Source organism: Asticcacaulis currens (assembly GCF_028550395.1).
Taxonomy (GTDB): domain Bacteria; phylum Pseudomonadota; class Alphaproteobacteria; order Caulobacterales; family Caulobacteraceae; genus Asticcacaulis; species Asticcacaulis currens.
Map to the genome: position 1 here is coordinate 188,612 of NZ_JAQQKW010000002.1, position 19,223 is coordinate 207,834.

Here is a 19,223-nt window from a genome sequence, read left to right on the forward strand (position 1 = left end):
CACAACGTCAACAAAGCGTCATATGTGAAACGTATATATCACGTCATCTCATTTGCATTTTTTATATGTCCGTTTGTAAGGGGGCTTCACCAACGGCGCATCGCAAAGGGGAACCAGCCTCACACAGTTCTTAGCTGAAGCGCCATCTGCCGGGCCTTCAGTCGGTTTAGCCCGCCGGTATTGGCCGACGGGAGGGGACGACGCGCGCCGCCAGCGGGCGTCGGGACACATTCAACGGAGATACCCATGTTCAACCCGCCATCGCGCCTCAAACTCGCGGCCCTGACCGGCACCAGCGTACTCGCGCTCGCCTTCGTTCCGGCCGTGCACGCCCAGACGGCCAATACCCAGGCCCAGAAGTCGGCGGCCAAACCGGCCACTGATGAACCCATCACCGAAGTGATCGTCACCGGTCAGCGCCTGTCGAACGCCAACTCGATCCTGGCTCAGAAAAAGGCCACCGGCGTCGTCAACGTCATTTCCGCCGACGATCTTGGTAAACTGCCTGACGCCAACGTGGCCGATGCTCTGGCCCGTATCCCCGGCGTCAACGTCGTCGTCAATCAGGAAACCGGCGAAGGCGAATACGTCTCCATCCGCGGCCTGGCCAGCACCTATAACGCCTATTCGATCAATGGCGTGCGCGTCGCCCTGACCGACGCCAGCTCGCGCAAGATGTCGATGACGGTGCTGCCGCCCAACGGCCTGAAAGCGATCTCGGTCAACAAGACCCTGACGCCTGACCTCGATGGCGACGCCATCGGCGGTTCGGTCAACTTCGTCACCCCCAATGCGTTCGACTTCCGCAAGCCCACCCTGCGCGTTTTTGCCTCCTATGGTCTCAATGACCGCGCCCAGAAGCAGGACGAAGACGCCGGCAGCGGCCAGATCCAGATCGACGGCGCGCGCAAGTTCGGCGATGGCCGCTTTGGTCTGTTCGGTTCGGTCTATTACGGCAAGAGCCACTACACCAACGAAGAAACCGAAAACGACGGCGAATGGGAACCCTATCGCTGGCGCAAGGATTCGGTCGAAGCCATCGACAGCCGCTCCATGTACCTGCCGGGTATCGACCTCGACTTCCGTCGCGGTGAGCAGGAGCGTTACGGCGGCAACTTCTCGGCCGACTACCACTCTGAACAGCACGACCTCTACGTGCGCGGTCAGTACGCCAAGCTGAACCGTACCGGCACCAATGACTATACGGACTTCCGCAGCCGCTCCACCAAGCGTCTGACGCAGGTCAATCTGGAAGACACCACCCTGCTGCAACCGGAGCAGATGATCACGGGTCGTGACCCTGTGAAGGGTAATATCTACGGCTATACGACCGCTCAGATCGTCGATGCGGACAAGGACGGCCTCATCACCGACGCCGACCGCAAGTCGGGCAACTCCTACTGGTCGCTGTTTGGCCGTTCGGGCGTCTGGAACCCCAAGGCCTTCCAGTTTGCCCGCACCCATGAGTCTCAGGATCAGGAATCGTCGCTCTACACGATCAATATCGGTGGCCAGAGCCGCTATGAGCGCCTGACGCTCGATTACGACCTCAGCTATTCCTACGGTGAAAAGGGCACGCCGCTCTATTACAGCATCGGTTATAACTGCGATAAGTGCTCGACCGACCCGATGTTCACCTCGACCGGCATCCTGTGGTCGTCGGCCGATCCGCGCTTCCCGCTGGCGCAACTGCCAGCCTATGCCGCCAATGTCGATCGCCGCGACGATCTGCTGCCGTTCGATGGGGCGTCCATGAGTCAGGATAAGCAGTCGGATGCGCGCACGGCCCTGAAACTCGATGCCCGTTATGAAATGAGCGGCCTGATCGACTATGTGAAAGGCGGCTTCAAATATCTGAAGTCGGAGCGCGAATACGACTCCACCCCGATCTGGGAAGGCGATCTGTCCGGCACGCCGCTCAACGGCAAGTCGCTGGGTGCCTCAGGTCTGGTCGAGCGTCAGGTCGATGGCTTCTTCAAGGACCGCTACTACTATGGTTCGATCCTGAGCCGCGAAAAGGTCATCGCTGCCGTCAACGCCGCCCGTGCCGCCAATCCGGTGACTCATTCGACGGCTGAACTCAGCCGCGACGACAAGAAGGGCTCGGAAACCATCTATGCCGGTTACGCTCTGGCCCACATCCAGTCGGGCGACCTCGAAGTGATCGCCGGTGCCCGCGTCGAGCACACCAAGGTGGAAACCACGGCCTGGATCGACGACGGCACGAAGTCGGGCTTCGGCAAGACCGAAAAGGACTATACCAATGTCCTGCCCAGCGTTACGGCCGTCTATCGTCAGGGTCAGAACCTGATCTATCGCGGCGCTGTCTGGACCAGCTTCTCGCGTCCGGAATATGCCAACATCTCGCGCGGCGAGAGCGTCACCCGTGACAAGGTGACTCAGGAAATCATCGCCATCAACCGCGGCAATCCGGATCTGAAGCCGGGCGAGTCGGTCAATTTTGACCTGTCAGCCGAATATTATCCAGACCGTTCCAGCGTGGTGTCGGTCGGCGTCTTCCATAAGAAGATCAAGAACTTCATCTTCACCAATGGGCGCTCGGTCAATGCCGACACCAAGGAAGGCACCATCACCATCACCCAGCCGCAAAACGGCGAAGACGCGACCCTGACCGGCGTGGAACTGAACCTCATCAAGTCGTTTGAAGGGCTTCAGGCCCCGTTTGACGGCTTTGGTGTCGAGGCCAATGTGACGTCGCAGAACTCTTCGGCGGAAACCGGTCTGGCCTATCGCCGCGGTCATCCGATCTCGTTCCTGCAAGCGCCGGACCTGATCTACAACACCTCGCTGACCTATCAGAAGTACGGCATCGAGGCCAAGCTGAGCTATCAGTACCAAGGGGCCTATGTCGAAGACACCCGCGACAACGCGGTCGATAAATGGGTGCAGCCGAACAAGTCGCTCGACCTGCATACGCGCTACACCCTCCGTCCGGGCCTGACAGTGGACTTCGACGTACAGAACATTCTGGACGGTCACCGCTACTACACGACCAAGGGCCGCAGCCCGACTTATCAGAAGGACTATATGGAGCCGGGCCGCAACTTCATCCTGCGCCTCGCCTACACCTACTGATACCGCTCTCATCTCTGAACCTGCCCTTCCGGTTCCGGCCGGAAGGGTTTTTCTATACCCACAAGACAAATCATTGTTTTCAATAAACAAAGCCTGTTTGCGTTTCCGGCCCCGCTTTGTATGCTGAGGTCCTGTAGCTTATCGAAGAGAGAATCATGCCCGTTTCGCCTGACGACAGTGCCGAGCGTAGCCGCCGCCGTGAAACCGGCAGCCTGTCCATTGGGGCCCTCAAGGCCTTTGTCACCGTCGTCGATCAGGGCTCCTTCTCCCGCGCGGCGGCGGCATTGGGCGTGTCTCAGCCCAATATCTCCAACCAGATCAATACGCTGGAACAGATTTGCGGCGTGCGCCTACTTAACCGGCGCACCCAGAACCAGAACCTGACCGACGCCGGGCGCGAGCTTTATACGCGGGCGCGCCTGGTCATCAGCCGCGTCGATGACTTCGAAATGACGGCCAATCTGTTCAGCGGCCTGAAGCGCGGGCGCATGTCGGTCGGCTTTTCCACGCCGCCGGCGGCGATGCAGTTAATCAGCCAGTTTATACGCACCTATCCCGATATCGAAATCACCAGCCGTCTGGGCAATACGCGCTCTCTCACGCTCGACGTGATGGAATGTCGCGCGGATGTCGCCATTATCTCGCTGCTGGAGCCCGACCCGGTTCTGGCCTGCCATCTGGTGTTCGAGCAGTCGCTCAACCTGATGGTCCCCGTCGATCATCCGTTTGCCCAGCGTTCCCACATCGAAGCGCGCGAACTGAGCGGCCTGCCGCTGATCCTGCGCGAGGAAGGCTCCGTGACGCGCGCCCTGACGGAAATTGCGCTGGGGCGCAGCGCCACTAGCGTGGAACGCGGCTTTATCGTCGAAAGCCGCGAGGCGGTGAAGGAGGCGACCGCTCACGGTATCGGTTTCGGCTGTATTCTCGATGGCGAAATCGGCCATGACGCGCGCCTGAAAGCCTTGCCCGTTCAGGGTATGCCGCGCACCGGCGGCGTCTATATCGTCACCTTGCGTGAAAACATGGAAATTCCGGCGGTTTCGGCCTTTATTCGCCTTGCCGGACTGAGGGGGAATGGTTTATAATTATATTAAATATCATCATAAGATGGATTTAATATTTTTATGACAAAGCTCGTCTCTCTGGAAGCGTTGCACGCCGAAATTCGCGATATTTACCTGGGCAATGCCCAGCGTCCCTATGGCCTCTACGGCATCAATCAGCTTCAGCACGCCCTGCAATCGGCCGCCCATGCCGAGGCTCAGGCCCTGTCATCCGCCCTTGTGATCGCGTGCCTGCTGCACGATGTCGGCCACATGATCCACGATCTGGGCGAAGCCCCGGCCGAAGACGGCGTGGATGACCTGCACGAAGCCCTGGGGGCTGAATGGGCGGCCGAGCGCTTCCCGCTGGCCGTCAGCGATCCGATCCGCCTGCACGTCGCCGCCAAGCGGTATCTGTGCAGCGTGGAACCGGGTTATGAGGACGGTCTGTCGAAGGACTCACGCATCTCACTGGCGCTTCAGGGCGGCCTGATGGACAGTGCCGAACAACTGGCGTTTCTGCACGAGCCCTTTGCCGATCAGGCCATAGCGCTGCGTCGCATCGACGAACTGGCCAAGGACAAGCACGCCGTCACCGACAGCCTCGACGCCTTCCTTGATCGCCACCTCGCCGCGGCCCTGACGATCGAAACCACCCTCGCCTGATCGTCACACGATCATAATAATATTAAATTATACCAAAAGCGGTCTAACTTAATATTATAGCAATCGAGGATGGCATGACCTCCAGACTTACCCGCAGCCTGGCCCGGTCTGGTCCGGGATGGGTGGCCGTCTATGCCCTGATGGCCGCTTTTACCACCTATTTCTGCATGTACGCCTTCCGCAAACCGTTTGCGGTCGCCAGCTATGCGGACATATCCGGCTGGCCGTTTGCCATCGACTTCAAGATCACGCTCGTCATTGCTCAGGTGCTGGGCTACGCCCTGTCCAAGATGGTGGGCATCAAGGTGGTCAGCGAGGCCAAGTCCGAGCGCCGGGCCTTGCTGATCGTGGGCTTTGTCCTGACCTCCTGGATCTCCCTGATCCTGTTTGCCGTCCTGCCAGCAGCGCTGAAGGTCATCGCCATCTTTTTCAGCGGTCTGCCTCTCGGCATGATCTGGGGGCTGGTGTTCGGCTATCTGGAGGGTCGGCGCAGTTCGGAATGGCTGGGCACCGGCCTGTGCATCAGCTTCATCGTCTCTTCCGGGGTGGTGAAATCGGTCGGGCGCGCGCTGGTCGTCGATTATGGCATCCCCGAACTGTGGATGCCGGCGGCGACCGGGGCGCTGTTTCTGCCGCTTCTGGCCCTGTCGGTGTGGATGTTGTCGCAGACCCCGCCGCCGGATGCCCGCGACGTGGCCGAGCGCATGGCGCGTCAGCCCATGTTCCGCGAAGAACGTAAGGCCTTCTGGGCGCGCGCCGGGCTGGGTCTGGTCCTGCTGATCATCGCCTATATCGTCCTGACCGCCGTGCGTGACTTCCGCGACAATTTCGCCGTCGAACTGTGGGATGCGCTGGGTTATGGCGATGAACCCTCGGTCTTCAGCCTGTCCGAACTGCCGATCGCAGCCCTCATCCTGCCGTTGTTCGGCCTGACATCCCTGATCCGTGACAATCGCCGCGCGGTACTGGTCTATCATGTCATGATCATCTCCGGTGCAGTGCTGATTGGCGCCGCGACCCTGGCGTGGCAGGCGCATCTGCTCAGTCCACTTTGGTGGATGATCGCCGTCGGGGCTGGGGTCTATCTCGGTTACATCCCGTATAACGCTGTGCTGGCCGACCGTCTGACGGCAGCCCTGAGCCTGCCCGGTAACGCCGCCTTCTTCATGTATCTGGCCGATGCCTCCGGCTATGGCGGCAGCGTCGCCCTGATGCTGCTCAAGAATTTCGGCCTGTCCCTGAGCTGGCTCGGCTTCTTTACCGGCCTTTGCTACGCCGCCGCCGCCATTGTCGGGGCCACCACCCTCGCCTCGGCCCTCTACTTCTCTCTGAAGGTTTTCCGCAAATGACGCCGACCCGCCGCGCCGTAACCGCCGCCCTGAGCGGCATGGGTCTGGGCAGCCTGGCCGCTCCGCTCACCACCGCCACGGCGCAACCGGGCACCCCCATACGCCGCATCGCCATTCTGGGCTGCATCCGTCAGAAAAAACCCGTCCCGGCGCTGGTGGCCTATGCGGCGGCCAAGGCCGATCTGAACCTGTGGATTGGCGATGCGGTCTATGTCGATACCAAAGACGATCCCGCCGCCTTTACCGAAGCCTATGCCCAACTGGCCAGCAAGCCCGGCTTTGCCGAACTGCGGGCGCAGGGCGTGCATATGGCGACTTGGGACGATCATGATTACGGCGCCAATGACGCCGACAGCACCTACCCGCTGAAAGCGGTATCCAAGACGGCGTTTCAGCGCTTCTGGAACCTTGAAACCGACACCTCGGCACCGGATGACGGCGTGTACAACAGCCGCCTGTTTACCTTCGGGGCGCGCCGCCTGCACGTCATCATGCTGGACGTGCGCTGGCACCGCGACGCGCCGGACGGCCATGGCGACATGCTGGGCGAGGCACAGTGGCGCTGGCTGGACGAACGGCTGGCCGTCGCGGCAGACCTCACTCTCATCGTTAGCGGGACGCAGATCCTGCTCACCGCCGGAACCGGCTCAGAAACGTGGGAAGACTATCCGCGCGCCCGTGATCGGCTGTTTGAGATGATCCGCAAGCACCGCCGCGAAGGCGTGGTCTTCATCACCGGCGATCAGCACTATGGCGAGGTGGCCCGCGCGCGCGGCGCTCTGGGCTATGACGCGGTCGAGTTGCAATTCTGCGGCCTCAATCAGATCGAGAAGCCGGAAAAGAACCTCTATCGCGTCTCGCCCGTCTCCACGACCCTGCACGCCATGTGCCTGCTGGACATCCAGTGGGAGGCGGACGACTACAACACGCCGCACATCCTCTATCGCGTCAGCGACAGCCAGACCGGTGCGACCGACATCTCCTATCGCCTTAATTTTAGTGAACTGACCTTATAAGCAAGGGACACAGCCATGGCCGCTGATCGCCGCCATTTTCTGAAGGCGCTGGGCGCCGCGGGCCTGAGCGCTGCCACGCTGGCGACGCTGGAAAAGGCCATGGCCACCCCGGCCCATAACCGCACCGGTACGATCATGGATGTCGAGCACGTGGTGATCCTGATGCAGGAAAACCGCGCCTTCGACCACTATTTCGGCAGCTTTCCCGGCGTGCGCGGACTGGGCGATCCGCGCCCGCTGCGCCTGCGCAACGGGCACACCGTCTGGCGTCAGCCCAGCGACCAGCACACGGACGGCTATGTGCAGCCCTACTGGGCCGACTCCAAAACCGCCAATGCCTATGTGGTCGATGGGGCCGATCAGGGGCACAGTGCCGCGACGATCATCGTCAATGGCGGGCGTTTCGATCAGTGGGGCGTCTCACGTCAGTTGCAGCACCGCATGACCTATTACAAGGCGTCGGACCTGCCCTTCTACCACGCGCTGGCCTCGACCTTCACCATTCTTGACGCCTATCACTGCTCGACCCTGACCCAGACCTATCCCAACCGCCTGCACCTGTGGACCGGCTGCAATGGCGGCGGGCATGTGGGCGGCGACCCGGTGATGAGCAATTACGGCGAAGACGAAACCCCTTCGGCCGACATGGCCACCGATCAGCCGATCAAGGCCTATGAGTGGACCACCTATGCCGAGCGACTGGAAGCGGCCGGGGTAAGCTGGAAGGTCTATCAGGAATACGACAATTTCGGCGACAATATCCTGTCGGTATTCAAACCCTTCCGCCCGTGCGACAAGGAGTCGAACCTCTATAAGCGCGGTCGGTCCTGGGTATCGGAACACAAGACGGGCGAAGACCGCACCCGCTCGGACGGCCAACAACTGGTCGAAGCCTTCCGCGCCGATATTGCCGCCGGTCGCCTGCCGCAGGTGTCGTGGATCGTCACCGCCGCCGCCCTGTCCGAACACCCGCGCTGGACGCCGGCGGATGGTGAGAACCTGACCGCCAAGCTGATCGGGGCGCTGGTCGAACATCCCGAAGTCTTTTCAAAGACCGTCTTTATCCTCAACTATGACGAAGCCGGCGGCCTGTTCGACCATATGCTGCCGCCCATGCCCGCCGCCGATGCCACGCGCGGCTACAGCGGCGTGAGCGTGGCCGGGGAGTTCAAGGATTACGACAAACACCCGCATCCCGGCATTCAGGGCCTTCAGCCACTGGGCCTTGGCATCCGCGTCCCTGCCATCGTCGTATCGCCCTGGAGCCGCGGCGGCTATGTCTGCTCTCAGGTCTTCGACCACACCTCAACCCTGAAATTCCTCGAAAAGCGCTTTGGTGTGAAAGAGCCGAACATTTCCGAATGGCGACGCGCCGTGTCCGGCGACCTGACAGCCTGCTTCGACTTCAAAACGCCCAATGCGGACACACGCGGTATCGACCTGCCCTCGACCGACGATTATACGCATCGACTGGCCCACGCGGCGCGGCAGCCGGCGTTGAAAATCCCGCCCGTTCAGAGTCCGGCGCAACAACCCGCTGTGCAGCGACTGGCGCGGCCCCTGCCTTATAGCTTGGGGGCTGACCTGCGACCGGAGGGTGACACCCTGCGGATCGAACTGAACAACAGCGGCACACAGGCGGCGGTCTTCACCATCCATGACTACGCGCCCTACGGCCTGAGCGCGCCGTGGCACTACACCCTGATCGCCGGCGAACGTCATACGGCGGCCCAATGGAACCATCAGGACAAGGAGGCCTACGATCTGGCCGTGCACGGTCCCAACGGCTTCTATCGTCACTTCCGGGGCAAGCCGTCCAGAACCGGCTATGTGCGCGTGAGCCTGCACGAAGACCCCGCCAACACACAGGTGGTGCTGCGTCTGCATAATGACACCGCTGCCGAAGCGACACTCAGCCTCAGCGTCGATGCCCGCTATCCTTTGGGGCCGGGCACGCGGCGCCAGCAGACGGTCACCCTGAAACCCGCTGAGCACCGCGACATCGCCTGCGACCTGAGCGCCAGCGACCTGTGGTACGACCTCAGCCTCAGCGATACGGCCGATGCCGACACCCTGTGGCGTTACGCCGGGCACGTCGAAACCGGCAAGCCCAGCCGCACCGATCCCGGCATAGGTGCGATGGTCCTGACGGTGTAGAGGTGGATTAGCCAGAGCCCTGTTCTCCGTACCATGGTATAGGAAAAAGGTACGTTCCGGAGGGACATCTCATGGCGATTTCGCATACACTCATTGAACGGCACTATATCTCGCGCGTCGGTTGGCTGAGAGCCGCCGTTCTGGGGGCCAATGACGGCATCATTTCGGTGGCCAGCCTGATTGCCGGTGTCGCGGCGACGCAGGCGGACAAGCCTGCGGTGCTGGTGACCGGTCTGGCAGCGCTGGCGGCGGGAGCCTTGTCCATGGCGGCCGGCGAATATGTGTCGGTCAGTTCGCAGGCCGATACGGAAAGCGCCGATCTGGCGCGCGAAACGCGCGAACTGGCCGAGGACCCGGCGGCGGAGCTGGCGGAACTCACGGCCATCTATGTGACGCGCGGGCTAACCGAAGACCTGGCCCGCACCGTGGCGCAGCAACTCACCACGCACAATGCCCTGCAAGCCCATGCCCGCGACGAGCTGGGACTCTATGAGCATATGCAGGCCAAACCGGTGCAGGCGGCCCTGACCTCCGCCGCGACCTTCACTGCCGGCGGCATTATGCCCATTGGGGTACTGGCCCTCAGTCCGGAAAACCTGATCCTGCCAGCGGTTTCGCTGTCGGCTCTCGGGCTGCTGGGGATACTGGGGGCGGTCGGTGCCCGGACGGGCGGGTCGAACCTGCTGAAAGCGGTCGTGCGCGTGGTCGTCTGGGGTGGTATCGCCCTCAGCGTCACGGGTCTGGTCGGCCACCTGTTCGGGGCCGCCGGATAAAAACCGCGACGTTCCAGAAATCTTTGAGGCAAAAAAACAGGGACGCCGATCGAAACCGGCGTCCCTTCTTTCAGGCAGGTATTCACGCCCGGCCGAAGCCGGGCATGAAAAACCGTGTGCGTGACGCAACCTATCGGATTGCGCTTAGTAAGCCACGGTGACTTCGAGGCCGACCGTGCGCGGCGGATTGAAGTTGCCGTAATCACCCAGCGTCTTGGCGTTGGCGGCCGAGCGACGGTAGATGTAGGTTTCGTCCAGCAGGTTACGCGACCACAGCGAGACGGTCATCTTCGTGCCGGTCGCCTGCATGGCGATGTCGGCGATGGCCAGACGGCCGTTGACGATGAAGCTGCTGTCAGACATCACGCTCTCGTTCTGGAACGTGTACTGCGCGTCGGCGTAGTTGCCGTCGAGGTGGGCCTCGAAGCGCGCGCCGTTGCTGCCAAAGGGCTTCTTGTAGTCGATATTGACCGAGGCCGCGTTCTTCGGCGTGAAGACGGTGTAGAAGGTGGTGACCACACCGGCATTGTTCTTCGAGTTGATCGGCGGAACCTTGGTGTAGGCGTAGTTGAGGCCAAGCGTCAGGTTGTCCGTCGGCTTCACCAGCAGTTCGGCTTCCAGACCTTCGATCTTCTGAACGGTCGGGGCGTTGTAGGTGAACTCGATGTTCTTGTTGAAGTTCGGGTTGACCGTGGTCGTGCCCGGCAGGGTCGGGTTCGGATCGACGTTGGAGTCGTCGAGCTGAGCGTTCTCACGATCCATCTTGTAGGCGGCCAGGTTCAGACGCGCCTTGTGATCGAACATGTCGAGCTTGGCACCAACTTCATAGGACTTGACCGATTCCGGGCCAAAGGCGCGGAAGTCGGTGGAGCGGTCGTTGGCCCCGCCAGCGCGATAGCCGGTCGCATACTTGACGTAAACGTGGGCGTCGGGCGTCACGTCATAGGCCGCGATGGCGAGCGGATCGAAGCGGGTCTTCTTGAAGTTCAGCGTGTACGGGGTCGCCACGTTGCTGATCATGGTGAGCGCGCCGGTACGCTTGTCGTTGGTGACGCGGCCACCGAGGGTCAGGTGCAGAGCCTTGTTGGTCGAAGGCGTCCAGGTGGCCTGACCGAAGGCGGCTTCGCTGGTGGCTTCGCCGACGCTGTCACGCGCGATGAACATCTGGCTCTTGTTGGCCCAGCCCATCTTGGACGAGGTCACCGGGCCGGTATAGTTCTGGCTGTTGATGGTGTAGGTGCCGTCAGCATTCCAGGTGTTGGTGGACGGTGTCGCGGCCCATTCCGACACGTGCTCGTTGAAGTAGTAGATGCCCGCCACGTAGTCGATGTCGTCGGTCTTGCCGATCAGCTGGAATTCCTGGCTGACCTGATGCTGACGCAGGAACGACAGGCTGTAACGGCTGAAGGCTGCATTGGCCGCAAAGGCCGGGGTACGGTGCGCACCACCCGAGTTATCCCACTGATCGGTGGTCACACGGCGGTAGCCGGTGATCGACTTCAGGTCGAGGCTGGGGGTCAGATGGTAGGTGAAGGTCGCCGCGGCACCTTCGGTGAGGGCCACGCTCGGCTGTTGCGGCACGCCGATGTCGGCGCGCTTCATGCGGTTGCCGCCGCTGACCACCACGCTCGACGGCAGGGGCGCGATATTGCCCGAAGCCGTACCGACCGTCAGGTTCAGCGGGTTGTAGTTGATCAGCTGGCTGTAGTTCGGGGTGCTTTCATCGCGCGAAGCGTCGATCGAGAACACGCCGGTCAGCTTGTCGTTCGGGGTCCACTTGGCCGACAGACGACCGCCGGTGCGGTCATACTGGTTCCAGCCCGCCTGACCCGGCAGGATGTTCTTAACGGTCGGATCCTGATGCTGATAGACCGAGTCAATCTTGAAGGCCAGGGTATCGAAGGCCGGCAGATCCAGGTGGGCTTCCAGCGACTTGGAACCATAGTTGCCGAAACCGGCCTGCACGCGACCGCCGAAGACGCCCGTCGGGTCCTTGGTCACGATGCTGACGGCGCCGCCTTCGGTGTTACGACCGAACAGGGTGCCTTGCGGGCCCCGCAGGATTTCGATGCGCTGAACGTCGAACAGGGCGGCGTTCAGGCCTTGCGAACGGCCCATATAGATATTGTCGATATAGACGCCGACCGGCGTGTCGCGGGCGGTCTGGTTCTGGTCGAAGGGCACGATGCCGCGGATGCCGACGGTCAGAGCCGACTGACGGGCTTCGAAGGTGGCAACGCGCAGCGAAGGCGCAGCGCCATCGGCGAGGTCGAGCAGGCTTTCAACGTGGCGATCCGCCAGCGATTGAGCGCTCAGAACCGAGATGGCGATCGGAGTCTTTTGCAGGTTGGTCGCGCGCTTGGTCGCCGAGACAACGACTTCGGTCAGCTTTTCGGGGGCTTCAGCCGCCGGAGCTTCGGCCGGGGCATCCGTCGCCGGCGTGGCAGCGAAGGCAGGAGCAACAAGCGAACCCAGAAGGGCGCTGCTGAGGAACAGATATTTTTTCACGTCGAGTCTCCAGAGTGGGATCGACGAGCAATTAATTTCAATTCATGACAGTATTATAACGGCGCATTTGAAGCATTTTCAATTTCAAATGGAGTATCTTTTATGGCACATTACATCAAATGAGGCGAAAATTAAGTCTTAAAACGTCTTATTTATTTAATTATACAGGCATAGCAAGGCTATATTTGATATTGAAATCGAGTGGATGCGCGTTTTAAAAAAAATGACATTAAAATCACTCCAAAACGTCATAAAGCGTTACGTAACCGCGTTCACGCGGATGAAGCGACCCTTTATCTGTGTTAAGTGCGCTATTTTCGCATCACAAAAGGTTGCCTTATGGGCACAAAAGCGCTTGTGATCCGTGTGTTCCAGAGTAAGAGCCCCTATGCCCTCTGACCCGTCCAAACCCCCGCCGGTGGTCCTGACTGTTGGGATAGGCACTGAAGCGGCCTATAAACAGCGCTACCCGGATGCGTCGGACACCCCTGCCCTGTGGTTCGACAGCCTGAGCGACTTTGCGCGTCTGATGTCGACACCGAACCTGACGCTGTTGTCGATGATCCGCAAACACCATCCCACCTCAGTGCTGCAACTGGCGACCCTTGCCGGTCAGAATGCCACCACCGTCTCCTCGACACTCAGGTTGCTGGAACAGCACGGCCTGCTCAGCCTGTCGCGGGGGGAGCGCTACAATGTGGTGGCGGACGTGGCGTTCGACGAAATCCGCGTGCTGTTCCTGCTTGATGCCTGATCCGGTTCGGGCTCAGGCCGGAAACACCACCTCTATGCGGGTCCCCTTCCCGTCCGGACCGTCAAGAACGTGGATTTGCGCCCCATGCCGGGCTGCAATTTCGGCCACGATGGACAGGCCCAGACCACAGCCTGTCTGATCCGTCCCCAAACGATAAAAGCGTTCAAAAACGCGCGCACGCTCTGCCAGAGGAATGCCTGGTCCCGTATCATCGACGCACAGCCGCACAGGATGGAGGCTCACCATTACCGTAACCTGCCCGCCGGCGGGCGTGTAACGCACGGCATTGTCCACCAGATTGCCGATCAGTTCGCGCAAAAGCTGCGCCTCTCCCTTCAGGCAGACTCCGGCATCCAGACCGTCATAGCCCAGATCAATGTCCTTTTCTTCCGCTGCGTCGATCCAGTTTTCCAGTTCGTCGCGCACCAGTTCCGCCAGATCGACGGACGTCGTGGCGCTGCGGGTCTGAGACGGCTCTGAACGCGCCAGGGTCAAAATCTGGTGCACCATGTGGCGTGAGCGGGCCAGAGCCGTCAAAACCTGCGACAACGCTTCACTGTGACGTGCCGGATCGGTTTCACGCAAGGCCCGTTCCGCCTGCACCTGAAGGCTGGCCAGAGGCGTGCGTAACTGATGGGCGGCATTGGAAATGAACCTTTGCTGCGCTTCCTGCGCGGCCGAAAGCCGCCCGATCAGCCCGTTCAGCGAGGTCAGCAAGGGCTTCAGTTCCAGAGGCATCCGCTCGATATCCGCGACAGGCTGAAGGTCGTCAGCGCGATAGTCGGCCAGTTGCGCACTGACGCGGTTGACGGCCCGCAGGCTGGTGGCCACCGCGTACCAGATGCTCAGACCGATAATCGTCAGGATAAACGCCTGAAACGGCAGGCCAATCAGAGCGATACGGGCGACGATGGCGGTGCGCTTGTTGAAGGTTTCACCCACCTGAATCAGGATCGAATTGTTCGGATTGCCGGGATAGGCGATGCGCGTGGCCACGATACGGGTCTTATAGCCCCGGATTTTCGCATTATAGTAGAACCGCTCCCCGATCTTCGGGTTGACCGGCGGATCGGGGAAGACCGCATTGCTGAACAGGACCCGACCATGTCCGGTAACGACATTGCCAAAGATACGGTCCTTAGCGTCCCATTCGAACATTTCGATCGCCGCCGTCGGCAGGTTCAACTGCGCCTTGTTTTCGTGGCTCACCACCTGATCGCCCATGGCCATGGCTGAATCGTAGAGCCAGTTGTCATAGACCTCGGAGCCGATATAGCTGGCCAGCGCCAAAGTCCCCAGTCCGCTGAAGATCAGAACGACGGCAATAGGCACGCCCAGCCGCTGCAACAGGCGCCAGCGCAGGGAATAGGCGCGCGCGATGCTCACGACCCCGTCTCCGCCGCAGGTGTTTTCAGCCGTTCCAGACGATAGCCCAGACCACGCAGCGCGCGAATGGCCACATCGGCCCCGGCGTCCGACAGTTTGCGGCGCAGGCGGCTGATGAAGACCTCGATCATCGAGGCATTGGCCTCCTGATCCCAGTTGTAGATGGCCTCAGCCAGTTGAAACTTGGCCACGACCCGCCCGGCCCTCTGCATCAGAAATTCGAGTACAGCCAGTTCCTTGGCGGTCAGGTCGAGAAACGCCCCCTGCACCGTCACGGTCTTGGAGGTCATGTCCAGCTCGACAAGGCCGAAGCGCAGTTGCGGGCTGATGGACTGCCCCCGCCGCAGAAGGGCCCGCACCCGTGCCTCAAGCTCCACCAGCGCGAAGGGTTTGACCAGATAGTCATCCCCCCCGGCATCCAGTCCCTGCACACGGTCCATCAGCTCATCGCGGGCCGTCAGGATCAGGACCGGCGTGGTGATCCCCTCACGCCGCAGACGGCGCAGAAGGTTCAGGCCATCTCCGTCCGGCAGGCCAAGGTCCATGACGATCGCCTGATAACTGTGGGCCTGACACGCAGCCTGCGCCATGGCGCAACTGTGCACCACGTCGGCCGACAGGTTCGACTGTTCCAGCGCCCGCACAAGCCCGTTGGCAAGCTCTATATCGTCTTCAACGAGCAGCAGGCGCATACACGGGTCCGGCAAGGTTCAGGCAAGCTTTGGGCAAGGTCCGCGCAAAGTCGCAGAAGTATAACAGTTTCCGGAATGTGGGCCATCGGCGCGCCATGAGCAAGTCTTGTGTTGCGGGTGCCGCCGGTCGCCGCCATTTTCGGAGGGGCATCTCGCCTCCGGCCGGTTCTATTGTCGCGTCAGCAGGTTGAATATGAGCAAGGTTTTAAAGGTCGGCATCACGGACTATTGCGGTGATGACGATTCGGACGACAGCATCCAGTCGATGACGGATGGCACGCCGGAAATCTGGTTCCGCTCGCTGCCGGCACTGGCGCGGACACTGGCCGGCCAAAACCTGGCCGTTCTTAACGTCATTCGCGAATCGAAGCCGCAATCCCTTCTGCAACTGGCGGAAATGACCGGTCGTAATATCCGCACCGTGGCTGAAATCCTGCAAAACATGGAAAAGCACGGACTCGTCACCCTGCACAAGGGCGAAAACCGCATGGTGCGCCCGGAGGTCAATTACGACTCCGTGCAACTGGTCATTGACCTAGACAAGCTTCAGTTCAACCGCCGTCAATCGCGCGGCCGCAATTTCTGATCCCTTAGCGCCCCTTGCGTCCCGACATGCAAAAATGGTCCCGCCGGTGACGGCAGGACCATAAGTGACATCTCAGACCTGGCTAGTTCTTGAAGCGAACGCCCATGAAGATGCGGCTTCCGAAGGTCTCGTTGCCGATGATGCGCGCATCCGCATTATATTCCACGCGCACCTCGTCAGTGAGGTTGACCCCTTCGACAAAGACCGTCCAGTTCGGGGTGACGTTGTAGTTAAACGCCGCGTCGAGCGAGCCATAGGCCTTGTTGAATTCGGGCAAATTGCCGCGACCGGTCGGCGTGATGAGCCACTTGTCGCGCCAGTTGTAGGACAGACGCGCGCTTAGCTTGTCGTTTTCGTAGTAGAGCGAGCCGTTATAGCTGGTCTTGGACAGACCAGGATAAGGCAGGGCCTCGCCGGTGATGGCGTTGGTGCCCTTATACCCCTTATCCTCCTGAACGGTAACATTGGCCAGTATCCCAAGCCCGTTGAACGGTGCTGGCAGGAAGTCGAAAGCATACTGAATGCCCGCCTCGACACCTGTGATCTTTACTGGCGAATTGTCGTTGACCGGACGGGTGATGTTATAGGTTGTCCCATCAATGACTTCGGGTGAGGACTGATTAACGATGAAGCGTGAAATGTCCTTGCGGAACAGCGTCACCGACCAGAAGCTGTCGGCATTGAGATAATGTTCCAGCCCCAGATCGAACTGAGCCGCCGAAAAGGGCAGCAGGTCCGGATTGCCGCGCGAACCGGTCAGGCCGACAATATCGGTCGAACGGCGTAGCGCCAATTGGCTGGGGGCCGGGCGCGACATGACCTTGCTGGCGGTAAAGCGGCCAACCCATTTGTTCGGCACAAACTTCATGCGCATGTTGAAGGATGGCAGGAACTCTGAATAGCCGCCTTCACGGACACCGGGCACGAAGGTCACAGCGCCCCCGGTCCCCTGCACGCGGTTATAGCCGCTCGATTTGGTATCCGTGTCGATCAGGCGGCCACCAATGACCCCGTCCACCGGGAAGGGGAAGTCATTGTCGAAGCGGAAGCCCAGTTGCACATAGGCGGCGTTGGTGTTTTCCTCGACGGTCCAAGTGTCAAGAAAGGCCTGATAGCTGCCCATGGTGTTGGCGTTCGGGTTCGTCGCATGGACATCCATCGTCGTGCCGCTGGCGGCAATCGTCGCCCAGTAGGTCGCGTAGGTGTTATCGACCCACTGACGCACACCGCCGGAATAGCCGAGGTCGCCCGTCTTGAAGAAGGGAATGTCGTTAACGCGCGAATTGACGTTGACGATGGATTGCAGGGTCGCTGCCGGCACCGAATAGACGACGGCTGCACCAGAACTGGTGGGCATGGGCGTGCGGTTGGCCAGACGGATGGTGCGCTGATACAGGAGGCTTTCATTGCTCACCTCCGTGCGCGAGACGCCGAACTTGACGCTGGTGATCCACAACGAGTCCGACGGCGTCCATGTGGCATTAAAACGCGCCGCCAGTTCGTCGGCGACATTGTCACGCGGGTTATAGACGGCATCAAGCTGATTGACACCCTGCCCTGTTTTTACATCTAGACCGGGGAAGCTGAACTGCGGCGACCCTTGCGAGCCCGTATAGTCGATGACCGCCCGCGGTACGCCGAACACGACGGCGGTCGAGTTGATTTCATCGTTATGAACGTCACCCTTTGAGTAGGATACGCGGCCGTCAAACAGCCATTCCCCCACCGTCCACTTACCGCCAATGGCGGAGGTGTACTGGGTGCGCGTCAGGCTGCCGAGGATATTCCGGTAGGTCAGATCAATCGGAAAGGCCGAGGTCGAAACCAGTTCGACATGCGAGGCCGTGTTATCAGCACCCACACGCGAATTGGCGTAGTCGATTTCGCCAGACGAACCGCTCAGTTGCAGGAACTGGCTGTACACCTCTTCTTTGGCGCGGGCATAGGTGAGTTCCGCAAACAGGTTGAGGTAATCGTTCGGACGCCATTCGACGACGCTCGACAGGGCCGCCCGCTTGGTGTCGCGCCGATCCATAATCAGGCGCGGAATTTCGGGGATCCAGTCTTTGACGCCATCGCCATTAAGATCAGAGTCACGTCCTGTGGCTCCAGTGGCGCGACTGCGGGCCGCATCCGTGCGGCGAATCCAGCCGGTTGTGCGCGCATTATTCGAAAACAGGTGGCGGTCTTCGTAGGTGGCGCTTACCAGCACACCCAACGTATCGCCGGCAAACAGACGCGAACCGATGATCGCCAACTTCGGGTCCCAGCTTTCGGCAATGTTGGAATAGACACCCTGGGCGGACGCCGCAAAGAAGGGCTTACGGCTGTCGAACGGGCGTCGCGTGACAATCCGGACCGTACCACCGACACCGCCTTCGCTCATGTCCGGAGTGGCCGACTTCACGACCTCAAGGCGGGAAATAAATTCGACAGGCAGATCGCGGAAATCAACCGCCCGGTCGCCTGCGCCGACGGTCAGCGACATAGCTGTCGAGCCATTGACTTCGACGCGCGTCTGGTTGGGATCGCCGCCGCGAATGGACACGCCCCGGCCTTCGCCATCCTGACGGCTGATCTGAACACCCGTCACGCGTTGCAGGGCTTCCCCCAGATTCTTGTCCGGGAACTGACCAATATCTTCAGCGGTAATGGCATCGACGACCTGCACCGCATCGCGTTTGACATTCATCGAAGACCGTAACGAACTGCGGATGCCGCGGACAACAACCACTTCCGGTTCAGCCGCCGCCGTGGACGCCGAGACCTCTTGCGCCTGCACGATACCGCTGGCGCTGCACATGGCCATAACGAGCGCGGCGACGGACGCATGGCTGCGCCACCTGACATTGTTCATGAGGATGCTCCCTTTTGTTTTTCTGGTTCGAGCGCGAGACTCGATCACGCACTAATGATCGTGATTGAATTTGATCGTATATGATGATTTTTATTCATTCAAGTGCAATTACAGCAATGAATCTACAATTGAGACAAATTTGCACCACGAAATAAGAAATTCTATTTAAAAAGCAAAATGTGTAAATGAAACGGGAAAATCTCGACTGCGCCGTATGCGCGTCGAGTGAATATAGATTATAAATTTTTTTTCTTTTGCGCGATCTATAGCTTGTATTATTTTACGGCTATTTGATACGGGCAGTTTTCTGTAATCAGGTCAGAATTTTAACATGCCAGAT

The 19,223-nt window shown here is 60.4% G+C and carries 13 protein-coding genes; 9 read left to right on the plus strand and 4 right to left on the minus strand.

All coding sequences use genetic code 11. The annotated features are described in order from the left end of the window. Positions 1-246: 246 nt before the first annotated feature. The 7 genes from PQU94_RS03995 to PQU94_RS04025 all read left to right on the plus strand — a co-directional run bounded on the left by PQU94_RS03995 (position 247) and on the right by PQU94_RS04025 (position 10,100). Entirely contained in the window at positions 247-3,096 is a 2,850-nt protein-coding gene (locus tag PQU94_RS03995) for a TonB-dependent receptor (protein ID WP_272740207.1), read from the plus strand. Between the two features lie 155 nt (positions 3,097-3,251). After that, positions 3,252-4,181, plus strand: a complete 930-nt coding sequence (locus tag PQU94_RS04000; RefSeq protein ID WP_272740208.1) for a LysR substrate-binding domain-containing protein — start codon at positions 3,252-3,254, stop codon at positions 4,179-4,181. 39 nt (positions 4,182-4,220) lie between these two features. Continuing rightward, positions 4,221-4,805 (plus strand): HD domain-containing protein, encoded by a 585-nt coding sequence (locus PQU94_RS04005; RefSeq protein ID WP_272740209.1) that lies wholly within the window; start codon positions 4,221-4,223, stop codon positions 4,803-4,805. Positions 4,806-4,879: 74 nt separating this feature from the next. Further along, entirely contained in the window at positions 4,880-6,154 is a 1,275-nt protein-coding gene (locus tag PQU94_RS04010) for a DUF5690 family protein (protein ID WP_272740210.1), read from the plus strand. After that, positions 6,151-7,170, plus strand: coding sequence for an alkaline phosphatase D family protein (locus tag PQU94_RS04015; protein WP_272740211.1), 1,020 nt, complete (start codon positions 6,151-6,153; stop codon positions 7,168-7,170). The genes PQU94_RS04010 and PQU94_RS04015 overlap by 4 nt, the downstream gene beginning before the upstream one ends. A 15-nt stretch (positions 7,171-7,185) precedes the next feature. Continuing rightward, complete coding sequence (locus PQU94_RS04020) at positions 7,186-9,327, plus strand: phosphocholine-specific phospholipase C (protein ID WP_272740212.1); 2,142 nt, start codon at positions 7,186-7,188, stop codon at positions 9,325-9,327. A 71-nt stretch (positions 9,328-9,398) separates the two neighbouring features. Next, the gene (locus PQU94_RS04025) at positions 9,399-10,100 is read left to right on the plus strand and encodes a VIT1/CCC1 transporter family protein (RefSeq protein WP_272740213.1); all 702 of its coding nucleotides are present in this window, start codon (positions 9,399-9,401) and stop codon (positions 10,098-10,100) included. A 144-nt stretch (positions 10,101-10,244) separates the two neighbouring features. On the opposite strand, the gene PQU94_RS04030 is transcribed toward PQU94_RS04025, so the two are convergent. Further along, positions 10,245-12,608: a TonB-dependent receptor gene (locus tag PQU94_RS04030; protein ID WP_272740214.1), complete on the minus strand. Its 2,364-nt coding sequence runs from the start codon at positions 12,606-12,608 to the stop codon at positions 10,245-10,247. A 388-nt stretch (positions 12,609-12,996) separates the two neighbouring features. On the opposite strand from PQU94_RS04030, the gene PQU94_RS04035 reads away from it, so the two are divergent. Then, complete coding sequence (locus PQU94_RS04035; RefSeq protein WP_272740215.1) at positions 12,997-13,362, plus strand: HVO_A0114 family putative DNA-binding protein; 366 nt, start codon at positions 12,997-12,999, stop codon at positions 13,360-13,362. A 12-nt stretch (positions 13,363-13,374) separates the two neighbouring features. On the opposite strand, the gene PQU94_RS04040 is transcribed toward PQU94_RS04035, so the two are convergent. After that, complete coding sequence (locus tag PQU94_RS04040) at positions 13,375-14,748, minus strand: sensor histidine kinase (RefSeq protein WP_272740216.1); 1,374 nt, start codon at positions 14,746-14,748, stop codon at positions 13,375-13,377. Beyond that, on the minus strand, positions 14,745-15,440 hold the full coding sequence (locus PQU94_RS04045; RefSeq protein WP_272740217.1) for a response regulator: 696 nt from the start codon (positions 15,438-15,440) through the stop codon (positions 14,745-14,747). The genes PQU94_RS04040 and PQU94_RS04045 overlap by 4 nt, the downstream gene beginning before the upstream one ends. A 193-nt stretch (positions 15,441-15,633) precedes the next feature. Here PQU94_RS04045 and PQU94_RS04050 point away from each other — a divergent pair, with 193 nt between their 5' ends. Beyond that, entirely contained in the window at positions 15,634-16,026 is a 393-nt protein-coding gene (locus PQU94_RS04050) for an HVO_A0114 family putative DNA-binding protein (RefSeq protein WP_272740218.1), read from the plus strand. Positions 16,027-16,108: 82 nt separating this feature from the next. Here PQU94_RS04050 and PQU94_RS04055 read toward each other — a convergent pair whose 3' ends face one another. Beyond that, positions 16,109-18,883 carry a TonB-dependent receptor gene (locus tag PQU94_RS04055; RefSeq protein ID WP_272740219.1) on the minus strand — a complete coding sequence of 925 codons (2,775 nt, stop codon included), beginning with the start codon at positions 18,881-18,883 and terminating at the stop codon, positions 16,109-16,111. Between the last annotated feature and the right edge of the window lie 340 nt (positions 18,884-19,223).